General features: G+C 29.4%; 24 protein-coding genes. 19 read left to right on the top strand and 5 right to left on the bottom strand.

Translation table 11 applies throughout. From position 1 onward, the window contains the following. The first annotated feature begins 2 nt into the window (after nucleotides 1–2). From nuoL to CDLVIII_RS21995, 13 genes are all read left to right on the top strand, one after another. Nucleotides 3–1,859, top strand: a complete 1,857-nt coding sequence (nuoL, locus tag CDLVIII_RS22045; protein WP_242835792.1) for an NADH-quinone oxidoreductase subunit L — start codon at nucleotides 3–5, stop codon at nucleotides 1,857–1,859. After that, nucleotides 1,860–3,383 (top strand): NADH-quinone oxidoreductase subunit M, encoded by a 1,524-nt coding sequence (locus CDLVIII_RS22040; protein WP_009171688.1) that lies wholly within the window; start codon nucleotides 1,860–1,862, stop codon nucleotides 3,381–3,383. A 2-nt stretch (nucleotides 3,384–3,385) separates the two neighbouring features. Continuing rightward, the gene (locus tag CDLVIII_RS22035) at nucleotides 3,386–4,804 is read left to right on the top strand and encodes an NADH-quinone oxidoreductase subunit N (protein WP_009171687.1); all 1,419 of its coding nucleotides are present in this window, start codon (nucleotides 3,386–3,388) and stop codon (nucleotides 4,802–4,804) included. A gap of 259 nt (nucleotides 4,805–5,063) precedes the next feature. Next, nucleotides 5,064–5,750: a response regulator transcription factor gene (locus tag CDLVIII_RS22030; RefSeq protein WP_009171686.1), complete on the top strand. Its 687-nt coding sequence runs from the start codon at nucleotides 5,064–5,066 to the stop codon at nucleotides 5,748–5,750. Further along, the gene (locus CDLVIII_RS22025) at nucleotides 5,747–7,120 is read left to right on the top strand and encodes a HAMP domain-containing sensor histidine kinase (RefSeq protein WP_009171685.1); all 1,374 of its coding nucleotides are present in this window, start codon (nucleotides 5,747–5,749) and stop codon (nucleotides 7,118–7,120) included. Before CDLVIII_RS22030 ends, CDLVIII_RS22025 begins: the two co-directional genes overlap by 4 nt. Before the next feature lie 308 nt (nucleotides 7,121–7,428). Then, nucleotides 7,429–9,258, top strand: a complete 1,830-nt coding sequence (locus CDLVIII_RS22020) for a sulfite exporter TauE/SafE family protein (RefSeq protein ID WP_009171684.1) — start codon at nucleotides 7,429–7,431, stop codon at nucleotides 9,256–9,258. A 156-nt stretch (nucleotides 9,259–9,414) separates the two neighbouring features. After that, nucleotides 9,415–9,654, top strand: a complete 240-nt coding sequence (locus tag CDLVIII_RS22015) for a heavy-metal-associated domain-containing protein (RefSeq protein ID WP_009171683.1) — start codon at nucleotides 9,415–9,417, stop codon at nucleotides 9,652–9,654. A gap of 19 nt (nucleotides 9,655–9,673) precedes the next feature. Beyond that, nucleotides 9,674–9,940: a hypothetical protein gene (locus CDLVIII_RS22010; protein ID WP_009171682.1), complete on the top strand. Its 267-nt coding sequence runs from the start codon at nucleotides 9,674–9,676 to the stop codon at nucleotides 9,938–9,940. A gap of 206 nt (nucleotides 9,941–10,146) precedes the next feature. After that, nucleotides 10,147–10,293 carry a hypothetical protein gene (locus CDLVIII_RS31580; protein WP_009171681.1) on the top strand — a complete coding sequence of 49 codons (147 nt, stop codon included), beginning with the start codon at nucleotides 10,147–10,149 and terminating at the stop codon, nucleotides 10,291–10,293. A gap of 157 nt (nucleotides 10,294–10,450) precedes the next feature. Next, complete coding sequence (locus CDLVIII_RS22005) at nucleotides 10,451–12,163, top strand: methyl-accepting chemotaxis protein (RefSeq protein WP_009171680.1); 1,713 nt, start codon at nucleotides 10,451–10,453, stop codon at nucleotides 12,161–12,163. Between the two features lie 93 nt (nucleotides 12,164–12,256). After that, entirely contained in the window at nucleotides 12,257–12,700 is a 444-nt protein-coding gene (locus CDLVIII_RS22000; protein WP_035302506.1) for a MarR family transcriptional regulator, read from the top strand. Between the two features lie 96 nt (nucleotides 12,701–12,796). After that, on the top strand, nucleotides 12,797–12,937 hold the full coding sequence (locus tag CDLVIII_RS31575) for a hypothetical protein (protein ID WP_009171678.1): 141 nt from the start codon (nucleotides 12,797–12,799) through the stop codon (nucleotides 12,935–12,937). A gap of 95 nt (nucleotides 12,938–13,032) precedes the next feature. After that, nucleotides 13,033–13,446: a (2Fe-2S)-binding protein gene (locus CDLVIII_RS21995; RefSeq protein WP_009171677.1), complete on the top strand. Its 414-nt coding sequence runs from the start codon at nucleotides 13,033–13,035 to the stop codon at nucleotides 13,444–13,446. A gap of 235 nt (nucleotides 13,447–13,681) precedes the next feature. Here CDLVIII_RS21995 and CDLVIII_RS21990 read toward each other — a convergent pair whose 3' ends face one another. Further along, nucleotides 13,682–14,002, bottom strand: coding sequence for a hypothetical protein (locus tag CDLVIII_RS21990; RefSeq protein ID WP_009171676.1), 321 nt, complete (start codon nucleotides 14,000–14,002; stop codon nucleotides 13,682–13,684). Between the two features lie 101 nt (nucleotides 14,003–14,103). Beyond that, nucleotides 14,104–14,421 (bottom strand): hypothetical protein, encoded by a 318-nt coding sequence (locus CDLVIII_RS21985; protein ID WP_009171675.1) that lies wholly within the window; start codon nucleotides 14,419–14,421, stop codon nucleotides 14,104–14,106. A gap of 254 nt (nucleotides 14,422–14,675) precedes the next feature. Between CDLVIII_RS21985 and CDLVIII_RS21980 the strand changes: the two genes are divergently transcribed. Next, nucleotides 14,676–14,966: a DUF5316 domain-containing protein gene (locus CDLVIII_RS21980; protein WP_009171674.1), complete on the top strand. Its 291-nt coding sequence runs from the start codon at nucleotides 14,676–14,678 to the stop codon at nucleotides 14,964–14,966. Nucleotides 14,967–15,165: 199 nt separating this feature from the next. On the opposite strand, the gene CDLVIII_RS21975 is transcribed toward CDLVIII_RS21980, so the two are convergent. Further along, nucleotides 15,166–15,765 (bottom strand): 3D domain-containing protein, encoded by a 600-nt coding sequence (locus CDLVIII_RS21975; protein WP_009171673.1) that lies wholly within the window; start codon nucleotides 15,763–15,765, stop codon nucleotides 15,166–15,168. Between the two features lie 277 nt (nucleotides 15,766–16,042). On the opposite strand from CDLVIII_RS21975, the gene CDLVIII_RS21970 reads away from it, so the two are divergent. From CDLVIII_RS21970 to CDLVIII_RS21960, 3 genes are all read left to right on the top strand, one after another. Then, complete coding sequence (locus CDLVIII_RS21970; protein WP_009171672.1) at nucleotides 16,043–16,684, top strand: DUF975 family protein; 642 nt, start codon at nucleotides 16,043–16,045, stop codon at nucleotides 16,682–16,684. Nucleotides 16,685–16,915: 231 nt separating this feature from the next. After that, nucleotides 16,916–17,164 (top strand): hypothetical protein, encoded by a 249-nt coding sequence (locus CDLVIII_RS21965; RefSeq protein WP_009171671.1) that lies wholly within the window; start codon nucleotides 16,916–16,918, stop codon nucleotides 17,162–17,164. Between the two features lie 105 nt (nucleotides 17,165–17,269). Then, nucleotides 17,270–17,440: a diaminopimelate epimerase gene (locus CDLVIII_RS21960; protein ID WP_009171670.1), complete on the top strand. Its 171-nt coding sequence runs from the start codon at nucleotides 17,270–17,272 to the stop codon at nucleotides 17,438–17,440. A 108-nt stretch (nucleotides 17,441–17,548) separates the two neighbouring features. On the opposite strand, the gene CDLVIII_RS21955 is transcribed toward CDLVIII_RS21960, so the two are convergent. After that, a complete protein-coding gene (locus CDLVIII_RS21955; RefSeq protein WP_009171669.1) occupies nucleotides 17,549–18,475 on the bottom strand; it encodes an AraC family transcriptional regulator in 927 nt (308 codons plus the stop codon). Between the two features lie 154 nt (nucleotides 18,476–18,629). Between CDLVIII_RS21955 and CDLVIII_RS21950 the strand changes: the two genes are divergently transcribed. Further along, a complete protein-coding gene (locus CDLVIII_RS21950; protein WP_009171668.1) occupies nucleotides 18,630–19,370 on the top strand; it encodes an SDR family oxidoreductase in 741 nt (246 codons plus the stop codon). 86 nt (nucleotides 19,371–19,456) lie between these two features. Here CDLVIII_RS21950 and CDLVIII_RS21945 read toward each other — a convergent pair whose 3' ends face one another. Continuing rightward, nucleotides 19,457–20,029 (bottom strand): class I SAM-dependent methyltransferase, encoded by a 573-nt coding sequence (locus CDLVIII_RS21945; RefSeq protein ID WP_009171667.1) that lies wholly within the window; start codon nucleotides 20,027–20,029, stop codon nucleotides 19,457–19,459. A 262-nt stretch (nucleotides 20,030–20,291) separates the two neighbouring features. Here CDLVIII_RS21945 and CDLVIII_RS21940 point away from each other — a divergent pair, with 262 nt between their 5' ends. Further along, nucleotides 20,292–21,425 (top strand): ROK family protein, encoded by a 1,134-nt coding sequence (locus CDLVIII_RS21940; RefSeq protein ID WP_009171666.1) that lies wholly within the window; start codon nucleotides 20,292–20,294, stop codon nucleotides 21,423–21,425. Nucleotides 21,426–21,434 lie beyond the last annotated feature (9 nt).

The raw sequence follows: 21,434 nt of genomic DNA, 5'->3' as shown, positions 1-21,434 counted from the left end.
TTATGATGAGATTTATAAATTTAGCGTGGATTATTCCCTTATTTCCTGCAGTTGCATTTTTAATTATTGGATTTATTACAAAAAAATCTAAAGGGATTAGTTCAGCAATTGCAATAGTTGGGATGGTTCTTTCTTTTATATTTTCTTTAGGCATTATTTATGAGGTTATTGCTTCAAAAGTCAGCATTAATCAGCCTATTGAATATGCTGTTTCCTGGCTCTCGGTTCCTATTAAGATTGAAGCTGGAGTGCTAATTGATCCACTTACAGCAATTATGCTCTTAATTGTAACTTTTATAGGTTTATTGGTTGAAATATATTCTTTGGGCTACATGAAAGGAGAGCAAGGTTTTTCTAGATTCTTTGCTAACTTATCTCTATTTAGCAGTTCAATGCTCGGACTCGTAATTTCCAATAATTATTTTCAAATGTTTTTTTTCTGGGAACTTGTAGGTTTATGTTCTTACCTTTTAATTGGTTTTTACTATGAAAGGCCTTCAGCTGTAAAAGCTAATAAGAAAGCATTTGTAGCTAACAGAGTTGGAGATTTTGGATTTTTAGTTGGAATGCTTTGCCTTTTCATGGCTTTTGGAACTTTTAATTTTAGAGAACTGGCTGCTAATATTCCAGCTTATCAAGATGCTCTTTATTTAACTATAATAGCATTATTGATCTTTGCAGGACCAGTAGCAAAGTCAGCTCAATTTCCACTTCATGTTTGGCTTCCAGATGCTATGGAAGGACCAACACCAGTAAGTGCTTTAATACATGCTGCAACCATGGTAGCGGCAGGTGTATATCTTTTAGCACGTGGCTATATTTTATTTTCTTCATTACAAGAAGTAAGCTTAGTAATTGCGTATACTGGAGGAATAACTGCATTTATGGCAGGAACTATTGCAATAGTTCAAAGAGATTTAAAAAGAATTTTAGCTTTTTCAACCATGAGTCAATTAGGGTATATGGTTATGGCAATGGGAGTGGGTGGATTTACTTCTGGAATGTTTCATCTTACAAGCCACGCATTTTTTAAAGCGTTATTATTCTTAGGAGCTGGAAGTATTATTCACGCTATAGGAGTACAGGATATTTTTAAAATGGGCGGCTTAATTAAAAAGATGAAGCTTGTAAGCATAACTTTTATAATTGCTTCTCTATCATTAGCTGGAATTCCACCGTTATCAGGCTTTTTCAGTAAAGATGAAATTTTAACAGTAACTTATGAACATGGATATATATTTTTATATTATTTAGGTTTGCTTACAGCGTTTTTAACAGCATTTTATATGGCTCGTTTAGTTTTTATAGTATTCTTTGGAGAAGAAAGAGAAAAACATTCTGTCCATAAAATTCCTTGGTGTATGACTGTACCATTAATCATATTATCAGTTTTTTCAGTAGCTTATGGTTTTATAAATGAAACATTTGCTTCATATATATACTTTCAAACATCTCAAATTCCTGAGGCAAATTTAATGGTTATGGGTGAATCGGTAGCAGCAGCTTTTGGTGGAATAATACTTGGATGGCTTATCTATAGTAAAAAAGTAATTTCAAGTGAAGCTCTAAGTGTGAAATTTAAACCAATTCATCAATTTCTTTTTAATCAATATTATTTAAATGAACTTTATCACTTAGTATATGAAAAAGTAATTTTAAATATATCCCATTTATTTAATTGGTGTGATCGTAATATAGTAGATGGAATTTTTGATAATACTACTTCTTTGATAAGTAGAACGGGAGCTAAACTTAGACTTATTCATTCAGGACGGGTGCAAAACTATGCTTTGATTTTTTTCATTGCAATTGCTTTAATAATTCTTTGGCTCGCAGCACCAATTTTAGGAGGGATATAGATGGAATTTCCGATATTAACGTCAATACTATTAGCACCCATTTTGGGTATTATTATAATACTTTTGTTTCCAGCTACTAAGGAAAAGGAAATAAAAGTAACAGCATCAATTGTTACTTTTATTTCACTCTTACTTTCCATTATAGCTTTTGTAACTTACAATAAGTCAATAGGAGGGCTTCAATTTCAAGAAACTTATTCTTGGATACCTGCATTTGGAATTAATTATTCTGTAGGGGCGGATGGTTTAAGCATACCTTTAATATTGCTTACTGCTATTGTTATTTTTGCAGGTGTTTTTTCATCATGGAAAATGGAAAAAAGAATAAAGGAATTTTTTATATTCCTACTTTTACTAGTTGCAGGTGTTTTTGGAGTATTTATTTCAAGAGATTTATTTTTCTTTTACCTATTTTTTGAAATAGCCGTTATTCCAATGTATATATTAATTGGGGTATGGGGAAGTACAAGAAAAGATTATGCTGCAATGAAGTTAACTTTGTATTTATTAGTAGGTAGTGCATTTATCCTAATTGGAATTATTGCAACCTTCATATATGCTAATAAATTAGGAATAAAAAGTTTTGATATACAAACCCTTAGTAATATTCAATATAGTTCAGGTTTTCAAAAATTTGCTTTTTTCTTAATGTTAATTGGTTTTGGGATATTAGTACCTATGTGGCCTTTTCATACATGGTCTCCAGACGGTCACGTGGCTGCGCCAACAGCCGTAAGCATGCTTCATGCTGGAGTCTTGATGAAATTAGGTGGTTATGGAATTATCCGTGCAGGAGTGTTTTTATTTCCAGAAGGCGCAAAATATTGGGCTCCTTTAATTGCAGTACTATCAATAGCTAATATAGTATATGGAGCTATGGTTGCTATGGCTCAAAAGGATTTAAAATTTGTAATTGGGTATTCTAGTGTAAGTCATATGGGGTATGTGCTACTCGGAATTGCTTCATTAAACTTCGAAGGAATAGATGGAGCTGTAGCACAGATGTTTGCTCATGGTATTATGACCGCATTATTCTTTACTTTAATAGGAAATATTTATAATCAGGCTCATACAAGAGAAATTGCTCGATTTGGCGGCTTAATACATCAAATGCCAAGGGTAGCTATTGGTTTTATAATAGCTGGTTTTGCATCATTAGGATTACCAGGATTAAATAACTTTGTTGCAGAATTTCTAATATTTTTAGGATCTCATGATGAACCAAGAAAACTTTTTTCAATAATACCCTTTAAAGCAATTTCAATACTAGCCATTCTAGGAATTGTTATTACTGCTGCCTATATATTAAAGGTAGTTCAAAGCACCTTCTTTGGTCCAAGAAAAGAAGAATGGGATCATTTAGAGGATGCAAAAGGAGTTGAAATGATACCTATAGTGATGCTTGCAGGTGTATTAATATTTTTTGGTTTATTCCCATCACCACTAATTGATCTTATTCACAGTGGAGCAATGTCACTTATGGGTAAGATATCAGACATAGGAATGATAATGGGAGGATTTTAATTATGAGTTATATAGTTGAACTTTTAACTGCAGCTTTATGTCTTGTACTTTTGGTAGCAAGTTTATCCCTACCAAAGTACAAAGAAAAGCTTGGCTTATTTACAGGCATATGTCTTTTTATAATTTTCATAATATCACTATTCAATGATCCACTATTAAATGGAAATCAGATTCAGACTTTATTTAATGGAGCTTATATTAATAATTCTTTTAGTACTTTTTTTAAACAGTTATTTTTAATAGCTGCTATTTTAACAGTATTAATTTCTAAAGATCATTTAGTTTCTAAACAGGGTGAGTTTTACGCCTTAATTGTTTCAGCATTACTTGGAATGATGATTATGGTATCTTCTGGAGAACTCATCGCCATATATGTAGGATTAGAATTAATGACCATATCCTTTTGTGTTCTAATTGCTTATAAGGGCGATGCAAAGTCAAAGGAGGCAAGTTTAAAGTATATTATTTTAGGCGCAATGTCTTCAGCAATTTTCTTATACGGATTAAGTTTAATATATGGCATAACACAAACTACAGTTATCAAGGAAATAGCACAAGTATTAGGAACAGGAAGCGTTTCACCATTAGAAATACTAGGTATGATATTTTTAATTGCAGGTTTTGCTTTTAAAATTGCTATTGTTCCTTTTCATATGTGGGCACCCGATATTTATGAAGGAGCACCTACTTCAATTACAGTATTTTTAGCAGTAGCATCTAAAGTAGCAGGTCTAGCAGTTTTATTGAGGCTTTTTATGACTGGTATGTCTTCAATTTCAGCTTATTGGATTGAGTTAATAGTTGTTTTATCTGTTATAACTCTAGTCCTTGGAAATTTAGTTGCTATACCTCAAACCAATATAAAAAGGCTGCTTGCTTACTCAAGCATTTCTCAAGCAGGTTATTTTTTACTTGGGATTATTGCAAATTCAAGTCTTGGTGTAGCATCAATTCTGCTTTATAGTTTGTTTTATTTGTTTGCAAACATGGGCGCCTTTGGGGTTGTAATTGCTGTATCAAAGGCAACAGGCAGCGATGAAATTAAAGATTATGCTTATTTATCAAAAAGATCACCTTTTCTTTCAGCTGTTATGCTTATTTCATTGTTATCTTTAGCAGGAATTCCACCATTAGCCGGATTTATAGGGAAATTCTATCTTTTCCTTTCTATAATAGAAAAAGGAGAGTTATGGTTAGCATTTTTAAGTATTGGAATGAGTGTAGTATCAGTATACTATTATCTTAAAGTTGTTAAAGTAATGTACTTTGGAGAAAGTTCTGATAAACTTGAGCCTATTTCGGTTTCTATAAGTACGAAATTAGCATTAACCATATCAATGATAGCTCTTGTTATATTCGGAATTTATCCAAATCAAATGATAAACATAGTTTTATCAGTATCGAATGCATTCTTATATTAATCTCAGAGTATCTAATATTAAATTTATTTTACATGAATAAACCATGCATATAAGAGATTTACATCTCAATTTATGCATGGTTTTTGGATATAGTTATGAAGTTTTAATTTCTACATATAAAATTCATAACTTTATGCTAAAATACTAAATATATTAATGAGAAATATTTTTTAGATAATTAATGCTATAGGCTTTATATAACTACACGATGTATAGAATTACTTAATTTGTAGTCTTTAAGACAGTATGGGGGTATGTTATGAATAATAATATTTTAATAGTAGAAGACGAAAAGGGTGTATCTGAAATTTTAAAAGCATATTTAGAAAAAGAAGGCTATGGAGTTTACTTAACTGAAAATGGTCTAGATGGAATTGAGGTTTTCAGAAAAGAAAAAATTGATCTTGTAATATTAGATTTAATGCTTCCGGACATTGAAGGAGAGGAAGTTTGCAAAATTTTAAGAAGAATATCTGATGTATATATTTTTATGCTAACTGCCAAAAGCACTTTAAGTGATAAGATAGAAGGCTTAAATATTGGAGCAGATGAGTACTTAACAAAACCATTAAGCCCAAGAGAGCTTACTGCACGGGTAAATGCTTTATTTAGAAGAGTTGGAGAGAAGCATGATAACATTCTTTCTTTTAATAATGATAAGCTAATTATTGATAATGATAAGAGATTAATTAAGGTAAATGGAGAAGAAATCAGTTTAACACCTAACGAATTTGATATATTATGTGTGTTAGCATCAAATAAAGGAAAAGTATTTTCAAGGGAAGCAATAATAGAAAGAGCTTTTGGAATTGATTTTGATGGTTCAGATAGAATTATAGATGTTCATATTAAAAATTTACGTAAAAAAATTGAAGAGGATAGCAAGTCGCCGAGATACATACTTACTGTAACCAAAATTGGTTATAAGTTTGGTGATGACGTATGAAGCAGAGCATTAGAAAACGCCTTAGTTTAATTATAATAGCGTGTTCTGTAGTTGCTGTAATTCTATCAGCTTTATTAGTAAATATGACGATTACTAGTACATTTAATAGTTATATGGAAAATATACAAACTCAAAGAAATACAAGATTAGTAGAGTATTTTCAACAGGTTTATAAAAGTGATGGTAAATGGACTGCAAATTCAGGAGAAGAAATGATGCATGAAGCATATATGAGTAATTACTGCTTAACTCTTTTAGATGAAAATCAAAAAGTAGTTTGGGAAATGAATCATGAGGATATTAAATATAAAAATTATATGACCCTAAATGGTAAGGAAGAAACTGGGGTTTATAATACGAATACTTTTAATATAGATGTAAACGGAAAAACTGTAGGCTATATTATAGTAGGCCAATATTCACCTGTTTTATTTTCTCAAGAAGATATAAGCTTTAAAACACAGATTAATAAGAGCATCGTGTTTAGTGGAATATTAACTTTAGCAATTGTGGCTGTAATAAGCCTCATATTATCAAAACAATTTTCCAAACCTATAAAAGCAGTTTCAAAGACTTCTGTAAGTTTGTCGAAAGGAAATTATGATTCGAGATCAAATGTAAAAAGTGATATTGAAGAAATAAGAAACTTGACAGAGAGTATAAATTCTTTAGGAGACAAACTAAATAGTCAGGATTTACTTAGAAAAAGGCTTATTTCAGATATATCTCATGAAATAAGAACTCCTCTTAATGTATTGCAGAATAATTTAGAAGCAATGATAGATGGAGTAATACCTGTAACAAATGAAAAACTAAATAATTTAAATGATGAAGTAATAAGATTTGGTAAGCTTTTAAATAATTTAAATGCACTAAAGCAAATCGAATCAGATGAAATTGTACTTAAATTAGGATTAGTTGATATAGGAGAGCTTCTTAATAATGTAATTAGCGATTTTTCTATAGCAGCAGATGAAAAAAATGTAAAGTTAATCATAAATAAAGAAGCTGGGATTAATTATACAGTTTTAGGCGATTGTGATAAATTAAAACAGGTATTTATAAATCTGATTTCGAATGGAATTAAATTTACCAATAGTTCTGGAACTGTATGGATTAATATTAGTAGTAATGCTGACTCTGTCATAATTGAAATTAAGGATAATGGTATTGGTATAAAGAAAGAAGATCTGCCTTATGTTTTTGAAAGAATGTACCGCGGAGATAAAAGCAGACATAAAATCGAAGGTAGTGGAATTGGACTTACCCTTGTAAAGAAAATATTAACATTACATTCTGCAACAATAGATGTAGAAAGTAGAGAAAATAAAGGAACAACATTCACAGTATGCATAAACAAAAATAATTAATGAATTTACATAAAAAATTTAGAAAAGGTATAGTTCTAACTAATAAAAAAATTTTAGTATATATGTTGCAATAATAAAATTACATTTGGAATGGCTATAGGCTAAGTAGATATCTAGATGTAAAATGCATAAAATCAATTGCAACATATATATTTAGGAAAAGTATTATTTAAATTTCATAATGAAATATTTGTTTTTTATAAAATCCTCATAAAATCTTCATAACTTTTTACTATAATTGATATGTATAAATTCTGGAAATTATAATTTATTACTGAAGTAACTACAGTAATTTAGTGGAGGGTAATATGAGCATTAAGAGAGAGATTATTAATGTCTATGATATGACATGTACTTCCTGCGAAAACAGGGTAGAAAAAGCTTTGAAAAAAGTTAATGGAGTTAAAAATGCTATGGCAAGCTATAGCGCTCAGCAGGTAGTTGTTGAATATGATAGTGAGCTTTGTAGTCAGAATAAATTAAAGGAAGCCATCAATCAGGCTGGTTATAGCACGAAAAATTCAAGCACTATGAAATTTGCAGGCTTTTTGGTTATTGGAGCAGCGATTTTGCTTCTTGGCAGTTCAACATCAGGTTTTGACATGAGTGATAAGTTAAATAATGCATCTTATGTGGTGCTATTTATTGTTGGTATGCTTACATCTATTCATTGTGTAGGTATGTGCGGCGGAATAATGCTTACGCAAAGTCTATCTAAAAACAGTATTGTAGATGAAAAGCAGAATAAATTAAAGAATTTAATGCCTTCAATTTTATACAATGCAGGTAGAGTGACTTCTTATACTATTATTGGTGGTATTGTAGGTGCTTTAGGTTCTGTATTATCCTTATCCCTTAATGTAAAGGCTGGACTTCAAATTTTTGCAGGAATATTCATGGTGATAATGGGCTTAAATATGACTGGATTTTCTTTATTTAGAAGATTTAATATTAAATTGCCGTGGTCTTCATGTAAAATAAAAAATAAACCTAAAGCGCCTTTTTTGGTCGGAATGTTAAATGGTCTTATGCCTTGTGGACCTCTTCAAACAATGCAGCTTTATGCTTTAGGTACTGGTAGTGCCATAAATGGTGCGATTTCAATGTTCCTATTTTCTTTAGGAACAGTTCCGTTGATGTTACTATTTGGAGCAGTGTCAGGATTATTAAGTAAAGGTTATACAAAGCAGCTCTTAAAGTTTAGTGGAGTTTTAGTAATAATACTTGGAGTTATTATGGGAAACAGAGGTCTTGCGCTTGCAGGTGTTAGTGTGCCTAATGCTAGTAGTTTAGCACAAAGCTTTTCAGGGAGTGAAGCAAGTGCAGCTCAAGCTAATATTGGTAAGGCAACAATTGAAGATGGAGTCCAGGTAATAAGAATGACTGCAGATAATAATGGATATACTCCAAATGCTTTTTATGTACAAAAAGATATACCTGTTAAATGGATTATAACAGGTAGTCAGATAAATTCATGTAATAATGCAGTAGTTATACCGTCATTAAATATACAAAAAACTTTAAAGTCAGGAGAAAACATAATAGAATTCACACCTAAAGATGGAGATATTAATTTTAGCTGCTGGATGGGAATGATAAGAGGTGTAATTAAGGTAACGGATAATCTTGATTCTGTAGACACATCTAAAGCAGATTCATCAATTCCAGTACCAAGCAGTGGAATGAGCTGCTGCACAGGGGGAGCTCCAGGAGCTACTGGTACTGCACCACAAACTCAAAGTATATATGGAAATGATTTAAGCAAGGTATCTACTGATAGATTGATTAAAAAAGCAAATATTTCGGGTGATACTCAAAGCTTAAATATAAAGGGAACTGGATATGAGTTTGAGCCTCTTGTAGTAGTAGTGCAAAAAGGAATAAAAGCTAACCTCTCAATTGATCTTACTTCTTTTAATAATGCAGAGGGTAAATTCTCCATATTAAATGGTGAAAATAATGATGTAGTAACTAATTTTACAGGCAAAAAAGGAGTGGTAAATGTTGAATTTACTATACCTAATAGTGGAACATATCTTATTGTGAAAGATAATTCAATTGCAGCTGCAATTAAAGTTACAGATTCATTACAGACTGCTAATTTAGAAGATATTCGTAAAAAATTAATTAATGACTAAAATATATTAGGAAAATATGAGTTGATATCTCGCTTAGTTAAAAGATATCAACTTTTTTTAATATTAAACTAATTTGAAATTTTGAGATCTTAAATAATAATCTTCATCTTATCTTCACATTGTTTATTTAAAATAGATACATGAGGAGGGGATAACTTGAAAAGACACAATTTAAGTTTCAAGCAGGAAAATATGCTTTGTCACAGATGCTTAATGAATGTAGTAAGAACTCTCAGTTTAGTCAAAGGGCTAGAAGAAATTCATGTTAATCTGGAATCAAAAAAAATAAGAATAACCTATATAGATGAAGAAATATCAAAGGATGATATAAAGAATATTGTAAATAAGTCAATTTTGAGTGGAAAGGTAATTAAACTTACCTCAAAAGCATGTTAATAACAAGGAGGATTTTTATATGAATTGTCATGGAAATAATAAAAATGGAGAAAATAAAAAACATAGTCCAATAAAGCATATGTTAATGATGGTGCTTTGTTGCGGATTGCCTTTTATAATTGTAGCAATACTTCCGTTTATAAATATAGGAACAGGCTTTAAGGTTGTAATAAGTGGAATAGCACCTTTTTTATGTCCACTGTTTATGATTGGCATGATGGGTATGATGTTTAAAGGAATGAAAAAAGAAAATTATGTAAATAAGAAAGAGATAGATAAGGAATAAGCTAATAAAAACAGCGATTTAAGATACTGCAGGTTATGTAATAAAAATTTAAGAAGCTTAGAACGACAGCTTGAATATTCAAAAGGCTTAAGTATTAGAAAGCTTAGGCCTTTTAGATTGCCAATTTATTCTATATAGATGGCTTCTACATAAAATCTTTATAAGTATTTTATATAATACATGATATAAAAGGAGCGATGTATAATATGGAAACTGTAATAACAATATTAATATTTATAGGAGCAATGTTTGTAATGTCTAAATTAGGTTTAGGATGTTGTGGTGGACATTCTAAGAATAACCGCACGAAAAGTTGCTGCAGTTCAAAGAAAGATGAGGTTTCTGAAAAATAGTTTATGTAAATTGATAAAGTAGAAGTAGAGAATAGAATTATAAAATTACGTAAGAAGGAAGCTGTTCTTAGCTTCCTTGTTTTGTAAAACACATGCTTTATCATATTACAATGATTTTGTTGACATTAGAATGAGTATTATAATTTAGGAGGGGCACATGAGAGCATTTAAAGGTTTAAAGCTTTCGCAAAAGCTTATATTATGCTTTTTATTGATTTCACTTATTGTAGGTGGAGTTGGTTTTATAGGAATATCAGAGATGAGGAAGCTTAATGCAAATTCAACTTCTATGTATGAAAATAACTTAATAGATTTGAAGACTGTCGAAGAACTTAAAGGAAACTTTTTGCAGATACATTCTGATTTATTATCTCTTTTGAATACAAGAGATGAAAGTAAAAAACAGAAAATTGAAGGCGAAATTGAAAAATTAACAGATGAAGATATGAAATTTTCTGAGGAATTCATGAAAGCATCTAAAACAAATGATGGAAAGGAGTTAATGTCAGAATTCATGGGGCTTCATGAAGAATATATGATGGAACGTAAAAATTTTTCAGAGTTAATAGATAAAGATAAATATGATGAGGCACAGATGGCTTTTCAAATGGTAACGGAGTCAAGAGATAAAACTATTGACAGTATTAATAAAATTATACAATCAAATTTACAGGAAGCTAAAAATACAAATGACATTAATAATTTAATATTTAAGAAATCTTTTTATTTAATGATTGGAATAGTAGTATTTGGTTTTATTTTTGCTATGTTACTTGGAACCTGGATATCAACAGTAGTATCAAAGCAAATTAAGAAGATTTTATTATTTGCTGATACTTTAGGTAATGGAGATTTGACTCAAAGGATAGATATTTCCTCAAGAGATGAAATGGGGAAAATATCTAATGCTTTAAATAGAGCGGCAGAAAATACTAGAAAACTTATAGCTAAAATAATATCGAATTCTCAAAATATTAGTGATTCAAGTGAAGAAATTTATAAAACAATAGATGGAATTTCAATTAAAATGAATAATATTAATGAAGCAACAAAGGAAATATCTTCTGGTACAGAGGAATTAAGTGCCACAGCGCAGGAAGTGAATGCATCAATTGAAGAAATAACTTCAAATACAACAGAATTATCAAAGAAAGCAAAGGAGGGAGATAGGGCTTCCAATGAAATTCAAATTCGTGCAGCAGAAATTAAAGATAAAGGCTTAAAATCAATAGAGATTACAAAGAAAATATATAAAGAAAAGCAAGTAAATATTTTGAAAGCAATAGAAGAGGGAAAAATCGTTGAAGAAATTAAGATTATGGCTGATTCTATTGCTAATATTGCATCTCAGACAAATCTTTTAGCATTGAATGCAGCTATTGAATCAGCAAGAGCTGGCGAAATGGGAAAAGGATTTGCTGTAGTAGCAGATGAAATACGAAAGCTTGCAGAACAATCATCAGAAAATGTTTCAAACATACAAAATGTTATACTTCAAGTTAATAATGCATTTAATAATCTCTCAGGTAATACTCAAGAAATACTTTCGTTTATTGATAACAACGTGAATCCAGATTATGAGCTATTCGTGCAGACCGCCTTAAAATATGAGGAAGATGCAGAATTTATTAAAGATATGTCAAAAGAGATTTCAAATGGAGCAATTCAAATACTTAATTCAATAGAGCAGACTAATGTTGCAATTGAAACTGTATCTGGTACGGCACAGAAATCAGCAGAAAGTTCAGAGGGAATATTAAATAGTGTTGATGAAACGACTATTGCGACTCAAGAAGTTTCAAGTTTTGCACAAAAACAAGCTGAATTATCAGAAGAGCTTAATAATTTAATACAAAAGTTTAAAATATAATTTAAATCATAATTAAAGAAAAAAATACAACTAAGTGAAGTTTTAAGAAATATGTGCTTGACATTATTACTAATTAGTAATAATATTATCCTTATGAATAAGAAGATTACTTATGGAGAATTAAATGATTTAAATTTAAAAGCAGTTATAGCCTTAAGTCGATGTATTCAAAGTGTTAATAAGAGAGAATACAAAATTATCAAAGAGGGAGGATTAACTTTTTCGCAATTTGGAGTACTTGAAGCACTATATCATAAAGGAGATTTAAGGGTTAGTGAAATATTAGAAAAGACTCTTTCTACTGGTGGAAATATGACTGTTGTTATAGATAATTTAGCTAAAGATGGTTTAGTTAAAAGATGTGTAGATCCAGAGGATAGACGTGCGAGTTTAATAAGCATTACTGAAAAAGGAAGAAAGCTTATCGATGAGATTTTTCCAAAGCATGTGGATAATTTGGGTGAAATTTTTGGTGCTTTAAATATAGAGGAAAAGAAGAGCTTAATAAATTTATTGAAGAAATTATCAGGTGTATAGAGGTACACCTTAATTTTTAACCATATACTACTAATTAGTTATAAACTAATTAGTAGTATATGGTTTTGAATTTGTATATTTGGAGGAAGTTCTAATATGAATTATATAAATAACTTAGAAAACAATATTAGAGAGGTATGCAGTGATTGTGGTCACAAAGGAAAGACCAGAATTTGCGGAATTAATAAAGCAAGAGTATATGTCTATGGAATAACAGTTAAGATAAGGTTAAGTTAATAGATTGAAAAACAGACAAAAAAGGTGAATTAATTATAAGCCTTTTATATAGATTAAAATTAAACAATACAGAAACTGAGGAGGAAACAGAAAATATGATAAAATCAATAATTTCAAAATTAATTGGTTATAAAGGAGAAAACAAAATGGAAGATAATAAAATCGTATGCGGATGTTACAAGGTTACAGAAGAAGATTTGAAAAATGCAGTGAAAAATGGAGCAAAGTCTTTTGAAGAAGTACAATCAGTAACTAAAGTAGGTACTGGCTGTGGAAGATGCGTAGAAAGCACTAAAACATTAGTAAATAAATTAATAATAACTAATAAAATAGAGGAAAATCCTATTGTATGTGGATGTTTTAAAGTTAGGGTACAGGATTTAAATGATGCAATAAAAAACGGTGCTAAATCATTTGAAGAGGTGCAAGCAATAACTAAAGTAGGCACTGGCTGTGGACATTGTGTAGAGAGTAACAGAGAATTAGTTAATCAATTATTGGCCAAATAATATTGAAAGAATAAAGGCTATCAATTATATATAAATAGTATAAAACCACTTATTTGGAGATATAAATGTATTTCTATATGAGTGGTTTTTATTTTTAGGTGCAGTTTTTTCGTACTCCATAAGTGAGGAGTGCATTGTTGCTATATTTATTATTTAGTTAAATTGTTGAAGATTGCATATAGAGATACTAGAAAAGCTTTTAAAAAGCACATAAAAAATAGACACTAAAAAGTGCCTATGATGAAAGAAATACTTCTCCCTTTCCAACTATGGCTATTCTAAAATCAGGTTCAATATCTAATAATGAATATTTTGATGAGTTAGGTTCCATTCTTATAGATTGATACAGTGCATGATTTTTATCAAAAACAAGTACATAAACATTGTCAGTAGTAGAAACATTTTGAACAGTATAATTTTTTGCTGTCATATTGAGATCTGATGGCTTGTAGAAGCCTTCTTTAAAAACGTTGCCTATAACAGCTAAAGATACTGAGGTGATTATGCTAACTGATAGAAACAATAAAATTAACAATGAAACAATAAATTTTTTCATTAAGATTTTCTACCTCCCATTTAAATGTATGTTAGATGTATTTTGCAAATTTTTTAAAAAATAGTAGATTAAAATAAAAATATACTATTTTAAAAATTTATTTAGGAGATATTTACGTCTCCATTACCAACTATTACTATTCTGTAATCTGGTTTGGTGGGAAATAAACTATATGATTGCGATTTGGGTTCTAATTTTAAATATTGCTGTACAACGTTATCTTCATTAAAAACAATCAAATAAACGCTATCATCAGAGGAGGCATTTTGTATTGTATAAGTTTTATCTGGTTCAAGTTTAAGATCAGATGCTTTATATAAACCTTCTTTAATACCGCTTACTTGAGCTAGAGGAGAAATCATAGTTAAATTCAATAATAAGAGTAATATTAACAAAAGTGAGATACTAAATTTTTTCATAGAGATATCCATCCTTTCAGATTTATTTTCTGTAATAAAACTGAAATTATACATATGCAATTTTGATATGTTAATTTATTAAGAAAAGAATATATTAGTTCGTTTTTAGTGATGAAACATCATATAGATATGTTATAATTAATAAAAAAAATATATATATGTATTGTTATGTAAGAATAATAAGAAAGAATAAGTATGAAAATACAGTTGGAGATATGATATAAGTAATATATGTATTTAAGGAGCGTGAATTTTTGAAGTTATCATTTTTTATTGGAGTGTTTGTTGCAATTGTAGCACATACTATTGGAGTTGTTTTAAATGATTATAATATAACACTAAAGATATTCGGAGTTATCTGCATAGGTTCGTTTATTTTAAGCGGTATATTAAACGGAACCTTTATTAGTGGAGATAGATATAGAGCTAATTCTCTTAGTGAAACCAAAGAAGATAAGAATAGAAGAATGAAAATAGTTAATAAGCTAATACTATTATCAATACCTAGTTTAATTGATGCAGTAGCTATAGTGATATTAAAATAATTTAATTATTATTAAAGAGAAGTTTGGTTTCATAAAGAGAGGACAAGTATTTTTTGTCAATGAATTTACTTCCTAATTAGTATTATAAACAAATGTGAATTTTGTAATAATATTCACATTGATTTGAATGTTAAGGATTGCATATTCAGAAATGAATCTGCAATTTTTTTGTTGCGCAACAATAAAATATAAAAAATAATTATTTGATTATATAACCTTTAACTTTTTGAATACCGTAATCATTTACTCTACGGAAATATTGCTTATCATTTTCACCAGGTTCTCTCGGAATGTAGACATCTAATTTATTATCTACATTGAAATACTTATTAGAACCTCTATCATTGACGACAACTTGTCCATAGCCCTCTAGATATATTTTAGTATTTAGAGGGAGTATGTTATTAGCTACACCGCCTGGCGTCAGGGGCTTATTTTCACAAGTGACTGCACCTGCACTACTATTCTCTGATTTTAGTGAGGTGTAAAAAGTCAGGGTGAATTCTTTTGATTCCTGTTCATTTATTTTATCTTTCTGTTCTTTTTTTAATTCTGAACTTTGATTTAATTCACTCATTAACTGATCAATGATCTTTTGGGAAGAGGATTCTTCATCATGTATATCAGTAAGATTTTCATTAGATTCAACTTTATTCTTCTCCTTAAGTTCCATTTTTGTATTATTATCTTTTACAACAGCAGTTGCTAAAGCGTGAAATGGTGTTATTGTGCTTATATTGCAAATGTTAAGCATAAAAATAAAATTTAATAAGCACACTATCCTCTTTACTCTTAGCATTTGTTCACTCTCCTTTGTTAATGAATTTAATTGGATGTACTACCTTTATTTATAAATTATAGCACAAATGTAAAAAAGTTACAGAAAAAAATAAAAAGAATAGTAAATGTTAAATTTTTTTCTAAATAAAATGTTCTTAAATAGTTCAATACACCCTTTTACATAACAACTTAAAAAATATAAAACTAAGCTTAGGAATTAAATGGCAATGCATATGCAATATATGTTATAATTTACATGTAGTAAAAAATTATTTGAAGGGGTTTAATGATTATTTATGGAAGTTAATTGTAAAAGAATAAAAAATGATGCAATAAGCAGCCTAAGAGGAAATTGGACTGTGGCAATAGTAAGTGCTATAGTGTACAATTTTATAAGGGTTATAGGTGATGTGGTTTCTTTACCTGGAGGAAAGCTGCCTATTACAATATTAACAATTATTTCAGATGGAATTTTTATATTTGGATTTACCGCAATTATATTACACATAATAAGGGGAGAGCAAACCGAAGTTTCAGAGATTTTTATTGAAAGTAAAAGATTTTTAAAAGGATTAGGAATGACACTAGCAACTGGTATTTTAACATTTTTATGGTCACTTTTGTTGATAGTTCCAGGTATAATAGCAGCAATCAAATATTCAATGACATTTTATATATGGGTAGATAATCCTAATATTGGTATTAGTGAAGCTATTGATAAAAGTATTGAAATGACAAATGGGCATAGATGGGATGTATTTAAATTATACTTGAGTTTTATTGGTTGGTTTATATTAATATTAATACTAACTTTTATAGTAGAGAAGTTGAATTTTAAGTATTACATGATGATTTCATCTATTGGAATGATTCCTTTAGGTTTATATGTTCAGGTGTCTATGGCAGTGTTCTATGATAAGCTGCTTAAAGATATATAATGAAGCGGATTTAGGTAGATTTTAGACCAATTAAAAATGTTTTTAATTTTTATAGGAAGTTATAGTATTATTTAAGCTTTGGCTGTATAAGTAGTACTGATTAGTGCATTGAAGTTAATTCGATGCACTTAATTTTTTTGTAATCATATCTTAAGAAAGTGGTAATGTTATTGACAAGCAACTGACAAAAACGGATAGTAAGATTTAATACTATATAGAGGTGATAGTATTATGAAAGAATTAGAAGTAGAAAGTACAATTACAGAAAAAGAAAAGCAGATGTTGAAAATAGCATTGGATGGAATAAATGGATTGAGTTTTAAACCAATAACAGTAGTTAAAAAGGGGGAAGAAGATTATTACTTTATATGCGAAGTAAAGACTTTAATAAGAAATCTACAAATGAAGATGGCTAAAGTATATGTAAGAGTTCAAGAAGAAGATAATCCTAAATTGTTATCAATAGAGAAATTATCATAGTTGCTATCTTAAAAAGCCACTACTAAAAGCTTGTCTTATGTTATAATTATAAAATATTATAAAGTATAGATAAATACAGTTTTGATAGCAATAAAGGAGAAAGCAATGAATAATAATTTTTTTGTAAAGACTCATGGCTTGGGGAATGAGTATATTGTTTTAAATGAAGAAAAAATAAATTTTGAAATTACTGAAAATGCAATTAAGAGAATATGTAATGTAAACTTTGGTATAGGTTCTGATGGAATACTTTTAAAGGTTAGATTATTAGTATAACCTTCTACATGATACAGTTCATCTTGTATCATGTAGAAGGTTAATTTGTTATATGGTAATGGTAATATATAAGTTAATAAGCAGATTGATGACTTAAGAAACTATATATTATATGAAATCAATATTTCTATTTTTAAGGCGTTTCATATCATTTATAGGTGGCATACCAAACATTCTGGTATACTCACGACTGAACTGGGAAGGACTTTCATAGCCAACTTGAAATCCAGCTTCAGCAGCTTCAGTTACACCAGAAAGAAGAATGCGACGTGCTTCTTGTAAGCGTATTTGCTTTTGATATTGTAGTGGACTCATGGCTGTAACCTCCTTGAATTGATGATGTAAAGAAGAAGGACTCATATTCAAATTTTTAGCTAAGTCGCTAATACGTAATGGTTTAGAAAAATTATTATTAATTAAATGAATAGCTTTTGCTATTGAATGTGTATTGTTACTACTGCCTATAAATTGATTAACTAGATAACCTTGATTATCCTGAAGAATGTAATAAAGTATTTCATGAATAAATAATGGTGCTAAAACAGGTATATCTTTAGGCCTATTTAAAAGATTTACAAGCCTTATTGCAGCGTCAAGAAGTATAGAATTGGTTTTATTTACTACAACACCTTTTCCTAAATTATCATTTTCACTAAAAACATCCTGAGATTCTTTAAGTATTTGTAAGATTTGATCAGAAGTAAAAGTGAGATTAATGCAAAGATAAGGATGCTTTGGGGTAGCTTCTAATATTTTACAAGTGACAGGCAATTTTACAGAGGCAACCAAATAAGAAGTAGGATCATATTTGTAAGTTTCCGTACCGAGCAATACAACTTTTGAACCTTGGGCAATTATGCATAAGGAAGGCTCGTAAATACTAAACAGCTGTTCATGCTCGTTTGAAGCACGGATTAAATCTAAAGCCGGAATGGCAGTTGAATTAAAGCCGTCTTTAGTAGCAAACTGTTCTATTAAATGAGCTAGTTCTTTCTGTTTAGCTGATATCGTGTTATCTTCATTTATATTATTCATGTTATGTTCCACTTCCTTTACAGATTATACTATATTAATAATTTTAATATTATTTGCAGGATTGGGCAAGGATATTATATTAATGTTCTACTGGTTATATAGTTTTATAACTTATAATTTATATATAAGATCAATTAAAGGAAGGATGATATAAATGAAAAATTTAGAAGGAAAAGTAGCAATAGTAACAGGAGCATCAAGGGGAATAGGAAGTGCAATAGCTAGGCAGTTAGCTGATTCAGGAGCTAAGGTAGTAGTGAATTTTTCAAACAGTGAAGAAAAGGCAGCAGAAGTTGTTAACAGCATAATAAGAAAAGGTGGAGAGGCTGTCGCTATTAAAGCAGATATAAGCAAGGTAGCAGAAGTAGAAAAGTTATTCAAGGAAACAGTTGATAAATTTGGTAAGATAAATATTCTTATAAATAATGCTGGTGTAATGAAAACTGTACCGCTTTTAGATGTAACTGAAGAGGAATTTGACAGGCATTATGAAATAAATGTAAAAGGAACTTTTTTTGCATGTAAAGAAGCTATGAAGCTTATGGAGAATAACGGGAGAATACTCAATTTTTCAACTTCAGTTGCTGGAGCTATGATGCCTGGATATAGTCTTTATGCATCTACAAAAGGAGCTGTTGAGCAAATAACAAGACAACTAGCAAAAGAATTTGGACCAAAACAAATTACAATTAATGCAATTGCTCCAGGTCCAGTTAATACTGAGCTTTTTACAAATGGAAAAACTGAAGAATTAATTGAAGGTATGAAAAACTTAAATGCGTTTAAACGTCTTGGAGAAGTTGAAGATATTGCTAATGTAGTTGAATTTTTGATTAGTGATAAAGCGCAATGGGTAACAGGACAGACTTTGCGTGTTAATGGTGGATTTATGTAGTTAAGACTTGGTTTAAATCATATAGAATATATAATTAAAAATTAATTTTGGTATACGCGTAACTTAATGTTACGCGTTATTACTCGTTATTTTTGGGCTGTTATGCCATAAAAGTTATCACCGATATCTAGAGTTGTTATATTTGAAAATTCATATATATTTAATAATTTTACTAATTCCATTTTGTCCAATCTATGATCAATTGGAGGGCCAAATTCACTATTGACTTTTGCCCATTCAACAATAGCTATCTTTCCGCCAGGAGATATAATTCTTCTTATTTCATTTAAGAAGCCTTCCTTTTCACTAGCTTCGTGAAGTACGTTACTGATAAAAGCAAAAGTTACGCTATTATCTTTTAGCTTTAAATTATTCTCATCTGTTAGAACAGTCTCTATATTTAAAATACTATTTTCTTTAATTTTTTTCTCAACATCTTGAAGCATTTCAGATAATATATCCATGGCAAAAACTTTACCGTCTGGACCTACAATTTTAGAAGCAGGAATAGTAAAATACCCGATTCCACAGCCTATATCAGCGACTATATCTCCTTTTTGTAAATTAAGATTAATAAGAGTTTCCTCTGGTGGTAGGAGTTTTCTTCTTTGTTCGTTATCGAGTTTATGTTTGTTCTTTGCATCAAATTTATGTGTCATTATTTAAAATACACCTCCTAGAATTATAGTTAATTATGGTGAATATAAATTTAAAATATAATATTAAATTTATTATATTACAAAAAAAGAAGATAGCAATGTGATATTGTCACAGAATATTAAATTTTATTCTGATAAATTAAAATGCTTTCATCAAGCATCTTTTAGTAAAATAAAGTTACAATTTTGTTAAATATATTAAAACTTATTTCCGGAATGGTTAAAAGATGATATCATTATATCAAGAAAGGAAGCGAGTTTCTTGAGAGCATATAATGGTTTTGAATCATTAAATGATAGATGTAAATATATATTTAGTATTATACAGAAAAATGGACCTATAACTAAAAATGAATTAATTGATATAACAGACATTAAATTAACTACACTAAACAGAGATCTTAAAATATTACTTAATGAAAAAATCATTGTTGAAAGTGATCTTGGACAATCACTAGGGGGAAGAAAACCAACTTTATATGATGTAAATCAAGGAAAATTTTATATTATTGGAATTGACATTTCGCGAACTTATACTAAAATAGTTATAACAAATTTAAAATTAAAGATAATAAAAGAAAGATTATTAAGTCATGAATATAATATGGAAACTATATCAGAAACCATACCTGATGCTATAAAAGAATTGTGCATGAGATTAGAAATACACAATCCAGATATCGTTGGAATTGGTATAGGAATAGTTGGGGGATTTAATGTTAAGTCATTATGTGATACACTAAAAGAAGAATTAAATACATTAATATGTGTAGATAACGGTGCTAATGCCGCAGTTGTAGGGGAATATAATTTTGGAATTGGAAAAGGCAAAAAAAATATAGCATATATAAACTGTGGAGTAGGAATAAGAACTGGGGTTATATCATCTGGTGTTTTAATTCGTACAATTAACAATTCAGAAGATGCATTTGGACACATGATTGTAGATGTGAATGGGCTGAAATGCGCCTGTGGCAATTATGGATGCATAGAAAATTATGTATCCATATCAAACATAACTCAAAAATTTATTGATGAAATTAGAGGAATGAAGTCACTAAGATTAAATAAAAATTTAAGCAGTATTAATTATAGAGATGTCTGCAGTTTAGCTGAAAGGGAAAATGAAGTTGCTATTAATATTATTAAAAATTCAGCTTTATATTTTGGAATAGGACTTTCGAATTATATAAAACTGTTTAATCCAGAATTAATAATTTTAAGTGGACCATTAGTTCAAAATTCAAAGTTGTTTTATGATTTATCAAAAGAGATAGCTTTGAAAAAATCTCATATAGAAAATAATAATATTGAGTTTAGTAATGGAGGGCATTTTGAAGATACATCTATATCTGTGGGAGCATGTGCTATAGTTATTCAAAAGATATTAAACTAAAAGATGAGG

The organism is Clostridium sp. DL-VIII (genome assembly GCF_000230835.1).
Taxonomy (GTDB): Bacteria; Bacillota; Clostridia; order Clostridiales; family Clostridiaceae; genus Clostridium.
The sequence above is the reverse complement of the archived record's forward strand: the minus strand, read 5'-3'. Positions and strand labels throughout refer to the sequence as shown.